Here is a 15,483-nt window from a genome sequence, read left to right on the forward strand (position 1 = left end):
CGAGATCGGTCATTTCCAGAAGCAGCGGAAGTGGCGTCTCGAGCGCGTCGGCAATCGCTTGCATGATCTTCAGCGACGGGTTCGCCTTTCCATTCGTGAGATCCGACAGAAAGGAAATCGAGATCTGCGCTGCCTCAGCGAGCTCTTGCTTCGTCATCCGACGCTCATCGAGCAGTCTCAGGACGTTGGTGTAAAAGATGTGGATGTACACGACGTTTGTAGGTCCTCGCGGGAAATTTAGCCGCTAAATCTCTTGTACGGAATCGTCCGCATGGATAGTCTGGTGGTCCCTCAACCAACCGACATATCGAAAATGCCGAACAACCTTAACCGTTTTCTGTTGACGGGCAATCTTACTCGCGACCCCGACTTTCGCCCTTCGGATGGGCCTCACTCGGTCGTCTTCATCGATGTTGCCTGCAACCGCCAGTGGCGCGACAACGAGGGGTCTACGCAAGAGCAGGTCACCTACCTGCGGCTGAAGGACTTCGGAAGACGTGCAGAGAACCACTCGCAGTACCTGCGCAAAGGCATGCGCGTAGTCGTCGAAGGCCGGATGGAGAACAACAACTACGAGCGCGATGGAATGAAGCGTTATGAGATCGACTTCATCATCGAGCACATCGAATATCCGCCAAGGGACTGAACGCAGCGGGAAGCGCGAGATGGGGAGCGGCAACTGCTTCCTGTTGTTGTGAGTGACGCATGGGGACGTCTGGGCGTCTCCCGGCGTAGCCGGGCCGGGCTGTCGTGCTGCGCATCGAGCCGGCGCTGCGCTTGTCTCGCCCCTTCGGGCTTCCATCCCTGACGCCTCCGCGCCGGCACCGCCGGCGCTGCGCGCTGCGCTTGCCAACACAGCCAGGCGCGCCCGCGGCGCGCACCACCAGGTCTCCCCTCCTCCGGTTTGCCGTCGTCGACTCGACGCGCCGCCTTTGCGTCGCATTCATCGCTCTGTCCGGTGACTCTGCGCCCGTGTCATCGGGCGACCGCTGCGCCTGCAAGGGGGTATCCATAAAGGCTGCGCCTTTACAGACCCTCCCCCTTGCTCGCCCGCTGTCCCGTGCGCTGCCGTTCACCGGGCGATGAACGCGAAGCAACGGCGGCCGGCTTCGCTTCAAGTCCAACTCCATGGAGGAGTGCCCTTCGCAGAGGGGCAACCAACAACCGGCGCACTTTTGAAAGGCAATCAACATGTCCGCAAAGAACCGCAAGAACGCACCGACCCAAGCCATCGAAGCACTGACCACGCCCGTGATTGCGCCGGTCGGCAAGGACGTGCTCCTGGCGTACGAGCAACTTCGCATCAGCGAGCAGAACCAACGAACCAAGCACGCTCAACCCACCGACGAGGAAATCGCCGAGTTGGCCGCGCTGATCGAGAACATGGGACTGCTCCACCGGCTGCTGGTCGTCAAGGAAGGCGACGGCTACGGCGTCGTGGCTGGCGGGCGCCGCCTCGTCGCTATCGGCCTGCTGATCACTCAGGGACGCTGGCCCGCTGAGGTCAAGATCGAATGCCGGTTGTTCGACAGCGCCGAAGCCGTGCGGATTTCGCTTGCGGAGAACCTGGGTCGCAAGGACATGCATCCTGCCGAGCAGATCGTAGCCTTCCGCAACCGGATAGACGGACAGGGCAAGTCGGTGGCAGAGGTCGCCAGGGAGTTCGGTGTGACGCCCCTGACCGTCGAGCGGCGGCTCAAGTTGGCAAGGCTGGCGCCCAGGTTCCTCAAGATGTACCGCGAAGGGGAAATAGCGAGCGACGTTCTGCTGGCATTGGCGCAGTCCGACGACCACGCGGTGCAGGAAGCCGCCTGGGAAGCAATGCCGCGCGGATCGCGCTCGGCCTACCACCTGCGCAACCTGATCACCAAGGATGAAGCTCCCCTATCGCACCGCTTTGCCCGCTACGTCGGCGTGAAGGGCTATGAGAAGGCCGGGGGCATCGTTCGACGTGACCTGTTCTCCGATTCGAACGACGGCTACATCCAGAACATGCCGCTGCTGCGCAAGCTCGCCGACGACAAGCTGCAGCGCAAGGCCAGCGAGTTCCAGTCCGAGGGCTGGTCTTGGGTCGAATGCGACCTGGATGCCGACGCAACCGAGTATCGGAACTTTAGCCGCGAGGCGATCGGCATGCGCAAACTCACGGCGACCGAAACACGCAAACACCAGCAACTTGCCGATGCGATGGAAGCGGCTGAGAAAGCTCAAAGCGAGTTCGAAGAGAACGCCGAGGACTCCGATGAGCAATGGGAGACGAAGAGTGCGGCACTCGATGACGCCTGCCGAGCGAGTTGCAAAGCTCTGCAGGAATTCGAGGAAGCCGCTCAGGAGTGGACGGCAGAGCAGAAGGCTCGCGCCGGAGTGGTCCTGCGACTCGACTACTCCGGCAAACTCATCGCGGATGTTGGCTTGGTGAAGCCCTCCGACAAGAAGGCCGTTGCTCTGGCCATCGCTGCCAGCGGCGGCGAGGTGCCCTTCGCCGTCCAGAAGGGTTTGCGTGCCGAGTACTCCGATCGGCACATGCGCGACATGACTTCGCACCGCACTGCGGCTTTGCAGGCAACCCTGTCGAAGAATCATCGCGTGGCCCTGGTCTCGCTGTTGCACGTGCTGGTCATGCAACTGTTCAGCGCACGCGGCAGCTATCGTGGCTCGCCGTTGAACATTTCCTTGGAAGCCACCAAGGGCGAGCGCATCGCGCAAGCAGCTCCGACCTACGCCGAATCTCCTGCCGGCTCCTACTTGGAGCCGCTGCAAGAAAAATGGGCGTCGATGCTGCCGGAGAGCTCGTCCGAGCTTTTCGCTTGGCTGCTGCGTCAGGAGGGCGATACCCTTGCGGAGCTTCTGTCGTTCTGTGTGGCTCGGAGTCTCAACGTTGTCAGAGGCGACGCGCGCAAAGGGCGCGACGACAGCGACATGATCGCTGATGCCCTGCAGCTCGACATGGCGCACTACTGGACCGCGACACCTGCGACCTTCTTCTCGGCCGTCAGCAAGGCAAAGGGCCTCCAAACCGTCTCCGAGGCAACTGGGGCCGACCCGTCAAGCGAGGCCTCGGGCATGAAGAAGGCAGATGTCGACTCTTTCTGCGCTTCGAAGCTGGCGGGAACCGGGTGGCTCCCAGGGCCGCTGCGCAGTGTTCCCGTTGTCGATGAAGCACCGATGAACGAGGAGAGCGCGGCCGAATAAGCCGAAGGGGCGGCACTGCCGCCTCTTTCTAGCCCGCGTCCCTGCGGCGCGGGTCCCTTCACAACGCTCCTTGGAGTAAAAACATGGCCATTGATCACGCGCCCGCTCGTATATCCGTGCACTCGACTGAAATCATCGTCACCACCTCGGACACCGACGGCGAACTCGAGGTTCACGCGGCGAATGTGTCGGCCGAGCAGATGCGATTCACCCTGGATACGCACGGCGTGATCGAGGTCCTGAATCAACATGGCGAACGGCTCATGCTGTACTTCGACATGGACGAGGCGAGCCTGATCGCGGAGCGGATCTCGGAATCTTCGTGACCGGCATGTGACCTGCCAGCCTGGGGCAGCCGCGAGGGCGGCGATCGGTTCGCTGCCGCGAAAAAAAGTGATCAGCCGGCTTTGCCGGTGTCTTCTGGGTTGAGCGGCCAGTGCCTGGCCTTGCGGCCTGCTGCGCGACCGGGCGCCGCTGCGCGCGCCGCACCCAGCGCCTCTGCTAAGCGCGCGCACAGGGAGCTCATGGCTCAACGGACATTCGCATTTTTCGCGCCGCTGACGCGCTCGCCAATCTCCCTGCAAATTGGCGCCTCCCAGTACTTCAAGGGTTTCTTTTCACTTCGAGGAGGTCTCGGTGAAAGCTGGAGCATCGACCAGATGACGAGATCGGAATCGATCGTGTTGAGCCCGAGTGCGTTCAACGTCACGCTCATGGTCGCGCAGAGCTCACTGGCCACCTCCTGGTCGTTCTCCGGGACTCCGGTGAATCGATCTCGGGTAGCCGCCCACCACGACTCCTGCTCCACCCATTTTCTGATGGTCAGACCTGGTCTGATGTTGAATCCTAAGATCACCGGCGGGAAAGCCTTGTATGCCTCCGCGGCCGCATTGTTGTAGGTCGGCTTGCAAAACTCGTCCAGGCCTGCGGAACACAGCCGATATTCCGAGAAGAGGGAAACGCGAGGCGGAGCGAACTTGACGGTCCAGTTTCCGACCTCGACAGGATCGCCGCCTGGGTTGGACGGGTCCTTTGGAATGCGCAACTTGATGGTCGCGCCGGCCTGTGAGTGCCACCACTTTACGTCCAGGTCGCTGCGTTGCGCCTCCTCAATTTGCGTCGCAAACAAGCGGCTGAGTATTTCGTCGATCGCATCGGCTCGATTTCTCGCCGCGGCTGCGCTCAGGGTCGTCACTACGTTTGACTGCGGGCTGAGAGTCTCGACGGCCCTCAGCGTGGTCTTCAATGCAGCTGCTGCTACCCCCGAGCTCATAAGGGAGGCGACGCGCACGCGAGGTGCGATGCTGGGCACGAACGCACCGGACGTCGGTGTCACGAGGAACCAGGGAAAGTTGAACGCGTTGTGCGACACGTCACGCGACCAGCTCGAGCCGTTGCGGTCACTCGTCGCCACTAAGGTCAGCAGAGACACTGTCTCCTCATAGGTCCCGGCGCGCAGTTGCACCGAGAAATTCGTGTCGTACTTTAGGCCCAACATGAATTTCGCAAAGAGTCCCCGCGGATCCGAATAGCCGTAGTTCGTGTCACCCGGCGCGCTAGCCGCTGCCTCATTCAACGCGCCCTTGATCTCGAAACGCGTATAGGTACCCGCATAGGCAAGCGCGCTTGGCCGCGGCGTGTTTTGGGAGAAGTCCGAGAACGGGGTGACATCAAAGCGCACTGCCGGGTCCTGCGCGACAGGGGGGGCCGGTGTTCTAGCTAATTGACTTTGATTGCCGAGAACATAGCCAACTGACGGTGGGGCGTCGAGACGATCCATGATTCCCGCGGATCCACTCCCCGCTGACTGAGCGGCCCCAGCGGTGTCGCCTTTCTTCTCAGGCACGGTGTCGCAGGCGGACAGCAGGCACACGAGCGCCGCTGCAAAGCATGATGCTCTCCTCATAGTCTTCCCCTGTGATGCCCGAGCCCAGAAACAGGTGGTTCTCCTGCGAGCCTCTACGTGCTATGAAGGGCGTCGCCCGGCGTAGCCGGGCCGGGCTGTCGTGCTGCGCATCGAGCCGGCGCTGCGCTTGTCTCGCCCCTTCGGGCTTCCATCCCTGACGCCTCCGCGCCGGCACCGCCGGCGCTGCGCGCTGCGCTTGCCAACACAGCCAGGCGCGCCCGCGGCGCGCACCACCAGGTCTCCCCTCCTCCGGTTTGCCGTCGTCGACTCGACCTTTGGGTTTGCGTCGTCTTCGCCTTGCTCGGTGACTCTGCGCCCGTGCCATCGGGCGACCGGCTGCTCCTGCAAGGGGGTATCCATAAAGGCTGCGCCTTTACAGATCCTCCCCCTTGCTCGCCCGCTGCCCCGTGCGCTGCCGTTCACCGGGCGAACACAACGCAACCGGCCAAAGGCCGGTTCGGTTCGACTCCAAAAAAGAGGACCATTTCGATATAAACGATGTGGTCGGTCCCAAATCAGTCAGGAGTTCACATGCAGCACTTTCATTTCATTACCGTGGAGCTCGCCCAATGGTCGTTTGGCGATCGCACGGGGGTGATCCTTTCCCACTTCGTCGTCCATGCCCCTTCCGTTCTCGGTGGCTGGCGGGAACTGGGCCCACGCGATGACGTGCGCAAAGCCTTTGAGGTTCTGTTCGCGGTCGTCGAAGACGCTGCTGTCGAGCAAGTGAAGCGTGAACTGTTCACGCGGGAATCGATGGACTTCGAGGACTACCAGCAGTGGAAGCGTGCCCATTCCCGATTCGCCCCTTGTGCGGACGCGATCGCCACTCTTGCCCTGGGCCGCGACTAACTCATTAACCGCGCGGTGGCCAAGCGCCGCCGCAACAACCCTCAGGATTTCAGATGTACGACGAAACCGAAATGGTGCTGGTCGACGCGGAGAGCGGCTCCGAGTTCTTCGCGCCCACGCCCACCGACGCACTCGAGCCGCTGATCGGTTCCTACGAATTCCACCTCAAGCGCATCGCAGAGGTCTCCAACTTCATGGCCAGTGAGACACCTTCGAGCGTCCTGCACTACTTCCTGGAGGGGAATCGGTCGGACGATCGCGGGCGGATCACGCTCGAGATGTCGGCTCAGCAGCTTTTCAACGCCGAGGGCGCGATCGCGGCTCTGAATAGCGCGTACTGGTCGAAGGCGCTCGCACTCACAGACGTGCTCGATGCGATGCCGCAGAAGCGACGCGACGAGTGGCATGAGCAGATCCGCAAGCAGCAGGCTCCGGCATTCGAAGGCGAGACCGTTCGCGCCACGATCCGCGACTTGCTTGCAATGCGTTCCCAGTTTTTTGCGGAGCGCGTTGACGGCATTTTTCAAGCTCTCTCGCGTGCGCATGTCACCAACGTACCCGAAGGCTTTTCACAGCGGATGATCATCGCCGGCGCGGTGAGCGAATACGGGTCGGTCGATCACAGCCGCGCCGGTCGCATCAACGATCTACGGGCGGTCATCGCGAAGTTCATGGGCCGCGATGCTCCGCGCTGGAACGCGACCTCTGACGTTGTGGACGCGGCGCGTCGGACGCCTGGGACCTGGGTCACGCTCGATGCAGGCACCCTCCGAATTCGGGTCTACAAGGTGGGCACCGCGCACCTGGAGGTGCATCCGGAGATCGCCTATCGGCTCAACCAGGTCCTCGCTCACCTCTATCCGCTGGCGATTCCGTCCGAGTTCCGGGTGAAGCCCAAGAAGCGGCCGAAAGACTGGAAGATGATGGGGCGGCCTCTGCCCTTCGCGGTCATCGAGCAGCTGTCCGAGATGAGGCTGACGCGAGAACGTGTCGGCAAGGAATGGCCCGAGCGGTACCGGGATGTGCCCAACGCGCTGTCATTCAGCTACTCGGACCACGACAAGAACGCTCGCAAGCAGGCGGAGGATGTCTTGCGCGTCATCGGCGGCGTGCCCCAGGCTGGCCACTGGCGTTTCGACTATCGGCCCGGCCCTGTCATCCGCGAGATCATCAATTCCGGTTGTATTCCCGACCAGGTCGCGCACCAGTTCTTTCCGACCCCTGCCAGCATCGCCGAGAGGGTCGTCGAAATGGCCGACATCGCCGGCGAACACCGTGTGTTGGAACCGAGTGCTGGCATGGGCTCGATCGCTGACCTCGTGCCCAAGGAGCAGCTTCGCTGCGTCGAAATCGCACCGCTGCACTGTGCCGTTCTGCGCGCGAAGGGGCATGCGGTGGAGTGCGCTGACTTTCTGCAGTGGTCGGCCGCTCGGGCTCTTGAAGGCGCGGGGCATGCGTTCGAACGCATCGTCATGAACCCCCCCTACTCAGAAGGCAGGTGGCGCATGCACCTCGAGGCGGCCGCGGCACTGCTGTGTCCTGGGGGCATCCTGTCTGCCGTGCTGCCCGCCTCGGCGAAATCGCCGGGATCTACCTTGCCGCTTACCGGTGGCGCGCTGGAATGGTCGGAGGTCTTTCGTGACCAGTTTCCCGGCGCATCGGTCGACGTCGTGGTGCTCAAGTTCACCAAGGCCTGCGCCCGCGCATCGGCCGCTTCCGCAGCTGCAGGTGTCCTATGAAACTGTACGAGCTGGCCAATGGCGAGCGGACCAGTTGGTTTCCTAGCCTCGGGACGGTTTTTCGAGCTGGCCTGCGGACCCGCCCTGCCTTCCCAGGCGCAATTCAGGTGACGGAAGTCGAAGTGTCAGACGACCTCGCCCACTGGAAAGCCTTCCTCATCGGCGGATGTCCGAATGAGATCTTTCGGGGGCGGGCCTGGGTCCTCACACCCCGGGGCCGCTTCATGCGCGCTTACCCGCCCAAGCTCGCACGGCGTAGGGAGGTGGGTGGTCTGCTAGCCCTCCTGGGGCTGTAAAGGGCGATCTGCGGGCTTCTGGTTACTCGGGAGACCCCGCGTGAGCGCATAACTCAGGCACGGATGGCATGACCAGGGGGCCTGGTGGGACTGATCGCCCCTCTTCTGGTCGTCCAGGTGTCCCATTCGGACAAAGACCGGGTTCGAGACGCTTTGCCTTCAGCTAAACCCCTGCTGCCCTCTTGGCTCCCTATTCGGACAGATACCGGGTCGGGCTTGCGCCCCGTTGAGCTAACCCGTTCCGTAGCGCTCGGCTCCCTGTTCGGACACATACCGGGTCCGTCCACCCCCGTCTTCAACTAAAGCGCATTGGGTTGAGTTAAAGCTATTCGGACAAAGGCCGGGTTCATGTGGGCGCACACTCACTCGCTGCGCCTGAGGAAACACGCGGGAGGTGCGCGAAGCGCCTTTGATGGCCTTTTTGGGCTCTAGAGTGATGTCCGGGAGGGGACAAGAGGGTTCCAGACCCCTCATGTCGGGTGGGAAGGCTCCCTATTCGGACAAAGGCCGGGTTCCCCGCGGCGGCAAGCGCGCGGTGCCTGGCGCCCATGGTCGCCGTCTATTCGGACATAGACCGGGTTCGTGCAAACGTATTCGGACGGATCCCGGGTCGCAGCCAGGGACCTATTCGGACGGACACCGGGTTCGCAGGTGAGCCCTCTATTCGGACAAACACCGGGTGTGAGGGCGGGAAGCGTCGCCCCTTCGCGTCACTGCTCGAGCTCCTCCTGCTCGGCCTCTGACGCGCCAAGGTCGACATCGGGCATCTCCATGTCTAACCGGCCTTGAGGATCCTTGCCAAACCGAAACTCGAGGCCCTGGACGCGCCGGCTTCCTTTGCGAACCGGGGTCCACTCGATGACCATGCCGGCCTTGGCTTGGATTGCGTCGACTGCAGGCTCGATCACGCGGGTGCGAAAGGCCTTGAAATCCTTGCGGCAGCTGGGAGGGGCTTCCATCACCTCCCAGAAGTCCTCGATCGTGGTGGTGTACCACCCGGTGCTCTGCCAGGACTTGAGGACCTCGAAAAGCCGCCATGCGTAGACGCTGTTGAACGCGGCCGCATGCCGCAACTTGTAGCTCGTGAATTGCTCGCGCAACCCAAGCAGGTGGGGGGCAATTTCGGGACTGAAGTTCAACTCAACGTAGCCTTCGCCTGGTGCGTACGTTGCGCCGGAAACCCAGCGGAACTTCTTCTCAGCTGGTTGATTGCGGCGGCCAGCCTTGACCTCGTACCTCACGTATCGCTCGAAGAGCTTTTCCGAGGCCGCTTTCAGCTGCTCGTAGGCAGTGGTCGGGTGTACGCCGAAGGTCTCTGCGTACTCCATTGCGGTCACACGGATTTTCCAGCCGGCATTGGCCGCTAGAGCCAACCCCTTCTGTGGCACAGAATCCGTGCTGGCCAGTCCGAGAGCTACCAAACGCTTCTCGGCCAGGTTCAAACCCTGCGCCGACCGTGCAAGTCGATTGCTCATCGAGACGTGACGGTCTTGCGCGTCTTCGGGCATGAAGACGGCCATGTCGGCGCCCTTGCTAGAGGGAGTACTCATTCGGACAGACTCCGGTTTTGTCGGACATCATTGGTCAATGTCCGAACTCTAACCATTCGGACACCGAGCGGTCAATGTCCGCTTGCCCGGTTTTTGGGCAGAAAGTGGGCCCAAAACCACGCGATACCGGTGTTTGTCCGAATAGGTCAGTGGATAGCAACCGGTCGTTGTCCGAACACATCTGTGGACAGCCATCGGCCAATGTCCGACTCACCCGGCAAACCGTCCGAATAACCCCGGCCCATGTCCGAATAGGGCCCGAGTTGTCCACAGCCAGAATCGAGGCTCCATGCGGGTTCCCGGCCCGTTTTGTTACAAAGTCGCAAGCCTCAAGAAACAGAAGAAAAGTTTAAGGAAACTTCGCGCGCGATCGACGAAATTTTTGGGCGGCGAGGCAAGGGGCTGCGCCCCTCGCGCTTTGCGCTCACCTGCCTTAGCTGGCGCCTACGGCTCAAGGTGAACGCGCCGGCTCTCGGGCTGCGCCCTGCCGCCTCCTCCGGCCTACGGCCTCCGCCCCGCGCTTCGCGCTCCCCACCCGGCACCGCGGGGCTACGCCCCAATCAGCAGCGCATTCGCGCTGCACATAACAAATCTCTCGCACTACCACCCATCGTTCTCACCACAGAGCAAACAAATACGTTCACCTTCATTGGAAGACACGCAAAAGCCACTGCCCGGGTTTGACTCCATGAGGGGGGTGGCATCGGATATAACCGTCATGCATTGACGATTTATCGAAGTTTAGCTAAACTGAACGCATGGCCGGGCATTTCGCCATGGTCGATCACCGGAGCAGTTCATGCACGACGCAAATCTCAGCCGCATCGCAATCACCCCCGCCGGCCCGGAACGGGCTTTTCGCGTCCTTTCGGACCACGTCGGTTTTGCGCATGGGTGGCGGGTAGAGGTGCTGGCCTTTGTCCTCATGGAGTCGCTTAGCCAGGATTACCGCAATGGCAGCTGGAACTTCCATGAGCTGAGCAATGGCGGGTTCTTCATGACCCCGTTGGACGTGCCATCCATGATGCATATCTCCGTCGAGAGCAACGGTTTCGATGGCTCGATGAGCTCGGAGGCGGCCGGTATTGTTGCCACAATTTTTGCGCTCAACGTCTTGTGCAACGAGACCGAGCTAGACGAACACATTCAGCAATTTCATCTCCTACGCGACTTTGCGCTTTCCGAGCATCCGGAAGCGTCATTGATCGCGCAGGCCATCGATTGAACGTATGCCCCGGCATCGCCGGGGCACTTGCAAGAAATCAGGGATCTTGATGGTCAAGAAGCAAAAGGGCTTGTCGGGCGATGCGAGCTCGCGAGATAAAGAACTGGCGTCTTTTGCCGCAGCGCTCTCAGAGTCGGTCGATGCGTTGATGGAGGGGACGCTAGCTGACGCGTTGGCATGTGACCGAGCCATTGTGCGGGGCGACATGGCAGAGGCAGCCGTCTCTGCCCGTCGTTACGAGGCTGCGATCTGGAAGTTGAATGGAGGGACCATGTTCGCTTCATACGACGTGGCCAGCAAAGGCGCCCCAGGTCGTTTGGTCGAGAGGCATTGCCGGGCACGACCTGGCCAGATTCCAGGTTGGTGCCAGCGCGGCGAGTTCTTGCTGGAGACAGATGGAATCAGAGCCCATGTCGTCAGCCGGCTAGGCGGGGGAGAGGTTTACCGCAGAGGTCTTGAGTTCCATGCCATCGACCTCGACAGGCCCTTCATCAGCGAAACGGGCTTCCTTTCGCGCTTTGTGAGTCCGCGGGCCGGGGAAGGATTCGAGGCGCATGTCCGCAGCGTTTTCGCCGATTTGGTGGCAAAGGGCCGTCGATCGATCAAGCCTGAGTACGGGGCACGCCTGGCGGAGCAATCGCGGCCGCATTGGTTGCGCCAGAAGGTAGGTGATTGGGGCCAAGGGAGCGCTGAGGCGCCGACCCCCTCACAGCGCCTTCCGGCTGGGTTCGAGCTTGTCGACGTGATCTTGCCCGCGCAACAGGCTTTTATCGTCCGCAAGTGGGCTAAAGCAGCGCGCGCGCGGTTGGCCAGCGCCAAAGCAGCGGAGCGAGAAAGGCGTAGAGGGTCTTACGCCAGCGAGGTCAAATTTCGACCGGGGCAGCGGTGCGAGATCGCGTTTGAGCTTCGTCCTGGGATGAAGGCGCTTGTGGGGAAGAAGATCATCATTGATCGGGTGTACGAGGACACCCAGCAGGTTTTTGCACATGACGATGTGCCGAAGACTTTCAAGAAGACGCGCACCGGGCGGGTTATCGTTGATCGAGATCCGTCGTGCATCCAAACCGTTTACTCAATGGAGGCACTTCGGCCTTTGAATTGAAAGGACGATGTGAACGAACAACATGCCATACGTGAGCAATGCCTTCTGCCGGCCGAGCGCTGGGAAGCACCAACCGCCGCCGAAGTTCGCGAGATCCTGCGGCGCGCCAACCTCAGCGGTGGCGCGGCTTCGCGCTTCCTCGGGATGGGCGAAAAGGGAAGTCGGGTGGTTCGAAGATGGGCGGGGGGCGAGGCGGACGTACCCTATTCCGCATGGGCTTTGCTGTGCCACCGGGCCGGGCTCGGATGCATCTGGGAGCCCGAGACGCAGCTGGGGAAATTTAGCGGCTAAATTGGTACGGTCTCACCTGATTGCGAATGGATTGGATGCCACTCGACGGGTAACGGCTCTCCATATCGGAGGGAAAGCATGAATACTCCGAATCGGAAGGAGCACGACCTTCTGCCAGTCTGGTCGGCAGCAAAAGGCAGCGCACTCAAGGTGGCGGCAGGGCTCGCGCTCGTGTTCACCTCTATCGCCATCGGAGGCTGGACATACGAGAACTGGACCGAGATCGTCGGTGTTGCTGGAAATGTTGCCCAGGCCTGTATCAGCGTGGCGACGCTTGGCAGGACATCGTTTTGGTCTGCTGCCTGCGGGGGGTTGATGGCAATCGCCGTGCTCAGCTGGGGAGTCTGCGTCAATCACCAGGCGGGCGAACACGTACCTGGTTGGTTGAAGGCCGATGGGGCGGTGCTTTGCGTCTTGGCCTGGTTGGTGTGCGCGGTCGGGGCAACGCAAATGACAGCTCTAAGCGTGAGCAGTGCCTATCAAGTGATCGCGATAGCGGCTCTTTGGTTACCTGCGGTCCTATTCGTGCTTTTTCTCGGCGGGTTGCTTCTGGACGCAGCGTTGACCGCGCGCCTGCCGTAGGCAAATTGGACGTGGCGCCCGCGCGACCCCGGACCTTCAAATCAATCAAGGGTGATGAAAATGTCCAATATTGTGAGTTTCCCGACGCGCAGCGTACGCGGACCCGCCGTCGCACAAAATGCCGCGTCTGTCACTGAAGCGGATGGCTCGCGCCAGAGCAGCGCCCTCCAGGTGGACGCGGTAAGACTTGTCGTCGCATTCTTTTGGCCTGCGCTGCGATGGGTGCTTGCCATGGACGTCGCTTGGCACTTTGTTCGCATGCTGCTGCTGTGGAACGTCGAAGGGCACGCAGGGCTAATGTTCGTTGGTCACTTCACTATTTTTGCGGGGCTAACCTGGTTTGTCGGGTCTGGCACGCCGCTCTACCGTGGCCCCGGTCGGGCGGCAAGAAGGCCTGACAGTTCAGTGCTTGTTGAAGGCGCGAGCAAACGACATAGCGAAAATAATTGAATTTAGCGGCTAAAAATCGTTGTCCCGCACGAATGGTTTAGCTAAACTACAAGCTAGGCGGCGGTTACCGCCCGTGTGCAAACTTCAGAGTGCGGAGATTTGAAAATGGGTGAATCGAATGAGCGAAAAGCGGCTAACGGAAGATCAATTCCGAAAAGCGGTGCAGGGCCTCGCGCTCGCGCCGAAGACGATCGAAATGGTTCGGGCCGTCCTGATCGACGGGCAGATGCAAAGCGCGGTCGCGGCGAAAAACGACCTGACACCCGGGGCGGTGTCACAGGCAGTGTCAAAGGTGTGGGAGGCCAGCCAAGTCCCGGAGGGGTACGAACGCGTGGAGGCGGTGCTTCCAGCGGTGCAGGCCTACCAGGTTCGTCTGTGGGCCAGGGCGGCCGAAGAGAAAAAACGGCACAAATGAAGACCCTGACAACGGCAATTCAAAAGGGCGGGCAAGGCAAGACCTTTGTCACCTGTCACCTGGCCTTCGACTTCGTTGAGCGCGGCCTGCGGGTCGTTGTGCTCGACCTAGACCTGCAAGGCAATGCGTCGACCACGCTGGGACGCTACGCGTCGACCTTCACCGCGAGCGGGCTCTTTTCCTCCAGGGTGGCGGAATTGCGTCAGGCAGTTCAGGCAGAAGACCAGGGCGAAGGCCGACTTGTTCTCATTCCCGCTGACAATGCTCTCGCCAACCTCGACAGTACTTCTGACCTCGCCGGCGCTGCGACGGCACTTCGCGCAAGCATCGCCGAACTGGCAGGACACTTCGATGTCTGCTTGATTGACACCGCTCCGTCTCTTGGCAAGGCGATGTCCGCGGCGATCCTGGCCTCGAACTATGTCGTGTCGCCCGTGGAGCTCGAGGCCTACAGTTTGCAGGGCATGGTGCTGATGAACAAGCAGATCGGCAACCTACTGCAGTACAACCCGACGCTCCAATTTCTTGGAATGCTGCCGAACAAGGTCGACGCTCGCAAGCCGCGACACATTGCCAATCTTGCCGAGCTTCGCGCGACCTATCCGAACAAGGTGATGCCGGTCAGCGTGGGTCTGCGCGACAGCATCGCCGAGGCCTTGGGCATGAACGTTCCCGTGTGGGCTATCAAGAAGACGGCCGCCAGGGTCGCAACGAAAGAAGTGCGGGCCCTGGCCCAGCACGTGTACGAGCAAATGGAGATTGCAGGATGAGCACCGCCGTGACGAAAGACACCACAAAATCTGCCCCGCGCTCGAGCGGCCTCGCCCTGGAGGCCCTCGGCGACCTGTCGAGCCTCCTCGACAAAAAATCGACTCCCGCGGTTACCGAAGGGACACCGATCCAGCTTCTCGTTGACTTGATCGACGAGGACGAAAATCAGCCGCGCCAGACGTTCGATGAAGAAGAGATGGAAGAGCTGAAGCAGTCGATCGCTGGTCACAACGTCAAGGTCCCGATCAGCGTCTCGCGCCACCCGACGAAGCAGGGCCGCTTCATTCTGAACGACGGCGCACGACGGTTGCGTGCCGTCAAGGCGAACGAGTTCAAGACCATTCCCGCGTTCATCGAGGAAAAGTATTCACGCGTTGAGCAGCTGCTGGTCAACAAGGTGCGTGCGGACACTCCCCCGTTGGACAAGGCGATGGCCTACCAACGCGAGATGGAAGAACAGTCCATCACCCAGCGTGAGCTCGCGATCAGGCTGAATGTTTCCCCTGCCTATGTGTCGATGCACATGAGCTTGCTGAACATGCCGACGCCCGTCGCCGAAGCCTTCCACAACGGTCGCTCCTCCGACGTGACCTTGATCGCCGAACTGAACAAGGCCTACAAGAAAAAACCGGAGGCGGTGAAGGGATGGCTCGCGGATCCTGAACAGGAGATCACGCGCGGGTCTGTAAAGCTCTTGCGTGAGTACATCGACGCGCAGGGCGCCCGCCAAGACACGCCCCCCTCCCCGACTCAGAGCAACGACGCAGCCTCTGCGCAGTCCAACCCTGACGTCCGCGGCCTGACGGAAGGCGATCCTGATTCGGACAGTGGGGCGCGAGCGCAAGGCGACTCGAACGGAACGCTTGCCAGCCAAGAAGGCGGTGAGCGCCCGGAGACCTCGCAGCCTGCGGATAAGCCGGGTGAGGCGGAAAAATTCAAGAAGGCAATCGTGCTCGGCTCCTACAAGAAGCGCGACGCACGTTTGCTCACGACCAAGCGACCATCCGCTGACGGTCTCGCGTGGATCAAGTACGAGGACAACGGCGAGGAGGTTGAGATCGAGATTGGACAGCTGAAGCTCAACCGCATCATGGAAGGTACCCTCTGACGCC

General features: G+C 61.4%; 15 protein-coding genes. 12 read left to right on the forward strand and 3 right to left on the reverse strand.

All coding sequences use genetic code 11. The annotated features are described in order from the left end of the window. On the reverse strand, positions 1-211 hold a 211-nt coding region (locus AC1HIL_RS41220; protein ID WP_479672825.1), incomplete at its 3' end, for a helix-turn-helix domain-containing protein. 60 nt (positions 212-271) lie between these two features. Between AC1HIL_RS41220 and AC1HIL_RS41225 the strand changes: the two genes are divergently transcribed. The 3 genes from AC1HIL_RS41225 (at position 272) to AC1HIL_RS41235 (ending at position 3,518) form a co-directional block, all read left to right on the forward strand. After that, a complete protein-coding gene (locus AC1HIL_RS41225) occupies positions 272-646 on the forward strand; it encodes a single-stranded DNA-binding protein (protein ID WP_479669696.1) in 375 nt (124 codons plus the stop codon). A 545-nt stretch (positions 647-1,191) separates the two neighbouring features. After that, positions 1,192-3,192 (forward strand): ParB/RepB/Spo0J family partition protein, encoded by a 2,001-nt coding sequence (locus AC1HIL_RS41230; protein ID WP_479669695.1) that lies wholly within the window; start codon positions 1,192-1,194, stop codon positions 3,190-3,192. An 83-nt stretch (positions 3,193-3,275) separates the two neighbouring features. Further along, positions 3,276-3,518, forward strand: coding sequence for a hypothetical protein (locus tag AC1HIL_RS41235; RefSeq protein ID WP_479669694.1), 243 nt, complete (start codon positions 3,276-3,278; stop codon positions 3,516-3,518). 203 nt (positions 3,519-3,721) lie between these two features. Here the strand turns inward: AC1HIL_RS41235 and AC1HIL_RS41240 are convergent, their stop codons facing one another. Continuing rightward, positions 3,722-4,972, reverse strand: coding sequence for a hypothetical protein (locus tag AC1HIL_RS41240; RefSeq protein WP_479669693.1), 1,251 nt, complete (start codon positions 4,970-4,972; stop codon positions 3,722-3,724). Positions 4,973-5,629: 657 nt separating this feature from the next. Here AC1HIL_RS41240 and AC1HIL_RS41245 point away from each other — a divergent pair. Together AC1HIL_RS41245 and AC1HIL_RS41250 are read left to right on the forward strand one after the other, a co-directional pair. Continuing rightward, entirely contained in the window at positions 5,630-5,950 is a 321-nt protein-coding gene (locus AC1HIL_RS41245) for a hypothetical protein (protein WP_479669692.1), read from the forward strand. Positions 5,951-6,003: 53 nt separating this feature from the next. Beyond that, entirely contained in the window at positions 6,004-7,689 is a 1,686-nt protein-coding gene (locus AC1HIL_RS41250) for a DUF4942 domain-containing protein (RefSeq protein WP_479669691.1), read from the forward strand. 1,006 nt (positions 7,690-8,695) lie between these two features. On the opposite strand, the gene AC1HIL_RS41255 is transcribed toward AC1HIL_RS41250, so the two are convergent. After that, the gene (locus AC1HIL_RS41255) at positions 8,696-9,535 is read right to left on the reverse strand and encodes a replication initiation protein (protein ID WP_479669690.1); all 840 of its coding nucleotides are present in this window, start codon (positions 9,533-9,535) and stop codon (positions 8,696-8,698) included. Positions 9,536-10,334: 799 nt separating this feature from the next. On the opposite strand from AC1HIL_RS41255, the gene AC1HIL_RS41260 reads away from it, so the two are divergent. From AC1HIL_RS41260 to AC1HIL_RS41290, 7 genes are all read left to right on the forward strand, one after another. After that, a complete protein-coding gene (locus AC1HIL_RS41260; RefSeq protein ID WP_479669689.1) occupies positions 10,335-10,760 on the forward strand; it encodes an antirestriction protein in 426 nt (141 codons plus the stop codon). Between the two features lie 46 nt (positions 10,761-10,806). After that, complete coding sequence (locus AC1HIL_RS41265) at positions 10,807-11,862, forward strand: hypothetical protein (RefSeq protein WP_479669688.1); 1,056 nt, start codon at positions 10,807-10,809, stop codon at positions 11,860-11,862. A gap of 369 nt (positions 11,863-12,231) precedes the next feature. Next, positions 12,232-12,735, forward strand: coding sequence for a hypothetical protein (locus tag AC1HIL_RS41270; RefSeq protein WP_479669687.1), 504 nt, complete (start codon positions 12,232-12,234; stop codon positions 12,733-12,735). A 54-nt stretch (positions 12,736-12,789) separates the two neighbouring features. Then, positions 12,790-13,185 (forward strand): KleE stable inheritance protein, encoded by a 396-nt coding sequence (gene kleE, locus AC1HIL_RS41275; RefSeq protein WP_479669686.1) that lies wholly within the window; start codon positions 12,790-12,792, stop codon positions 13,183-13,185. 118 nt (positions 13,186-13,303) lie between these two features. Continuing rightward, a complete protein-coding gene (locus tag AC1HIL_RS41280) occupies positions 13,304-13,600 on the forward strand; it encodes a TrfB-related DNA-binding protein (protein ID WP_479669685.1) in 297 nt (98 codons plus the stop codon). Further along, positions 13,597-14,370, forward strand: a complete 774-nt coding sequence (locus AC1HIL_RS41285; RefSeq protein WP_479669684.1) for a ParA family protein — start codon at positions 13,597-13,599, stop codon at positions 14,368-14,370. The genes AC1HIL_RS41280 and AC1HIL_RS41285 overlap by 4 nt, the downstream gene beginning before the upstream one ends. After that, entirely contained in the window at positions 14,367-15,479 is a 1,113-nt protein-coding gene (locus tag AC1HIL_RS41290; RefSeq protein ID WP_479669683.1) for a ParB/RepB/Spo0J family partition protein, read from the forward strand. Before AC1HIL_RS41285 ends, AC1HIL_RS41290 begins: the two co-directional genes overlap by 4 nt. The last annotated feature ends 4 nt before the right edge of the window (positions 15,480-15,483 follow it).

It is taken from the genome of Variovorax sp. ISS6, assembly GCF_056523145.1.

Bases quoted from the DNA above. Each gene is read 5' to 3' on its own strand.
- AC1HIL_RS41225 (WP_479669696.1), top strand. From the start codon at position 272: ATGGATAGTCTGGTGGTCCCTCAACCAACCGACATATCGAAAATGCCG.
- AC1HIL_RS41230 (WP_479669695.1), top strand. From the start codon at position 1,192: ATGTCCGCAAAGAACCGCAAGAACGCACCGACCCAAGCCATCGAAGCA.
- AC1HIL_RS41235 (WP_479669694.1), top strand. From the start codon at position 3,276: ATGGCCATTGATCACGCGCCCGCTCGTATATCCGTGCACTCGACTGAA.
- AC1HIL_RS41240 (WP_479669693.1), bottom strand. From the start codon at position 4,972: ATGGATCGTCTCGACGCCCCACCGTCAGTTGGCTATGTTCTCGGCAAT.
- AC1HIL_RS41245 (WP_479669692.1), top strand. From the start codon at position 5,630: ATGCAGCACTTTCATTTCATTACCGTGGAGCTCGCCCAATGGTCGTTT.
- AC1HIL_RS41250 (WP_479669691.1), top strand. From the start codon at position 6,004: ATGTACGACGAAACCGAAATGGTGCTGGTCGACGCGGAGAGCGGCTCC.
- AC1HIL_RS41255 (WP_479669690.1), bottom strand. From the start codon at position 9,535: ATGAGTACTCCCTCTAGCAAGGGCGCCGACATGGCCGTCTTCATGCCC.
- AC1HIL_RS41260 (WP_479669689.1), top strand. From the start codon at position 10,335: ATGCACGACGCAAATCTCAGCCGCATCGCAATCACCCCCGCCGGCCCG.
- AC1HIL_RS41270 (WP_479669687.1), top strand. From the start codon at position 12,232: ATGAATACTCCGAATCGGAAGGAGCACGACCTTCTGCCAGTCTGGTCG.
- kleE (WP_479669686.1), top strand. From the start codon at position 12,790: ATGAAAATGTCCAATATTGTGAGTTTCCCGACGCGCAGCGTACGCGGA.
- AC1HIL_RS41280 (WP_479669685.1), top strand. From the start codon at position 13,304: ATGAGCGAAAAGCGGCTAACGGAAGATCAATTCCGAAAAGCGGTGCAG.
- AC1HIL_RS41285 (WP_479669684.1), top strand. From the start codon at position 13,597: ATGAAGACCCTGACAACGGCAATTCAAAAGGGCGGGCAAGGCAAGACC.
- AC1HIL_RS41290 (WP_479669683.1), top strand. From the start codon at position 14,367: ATGAGCACCGCCGTGACGAAAGACACCACAAAATCTGCCCCGCGCTCG.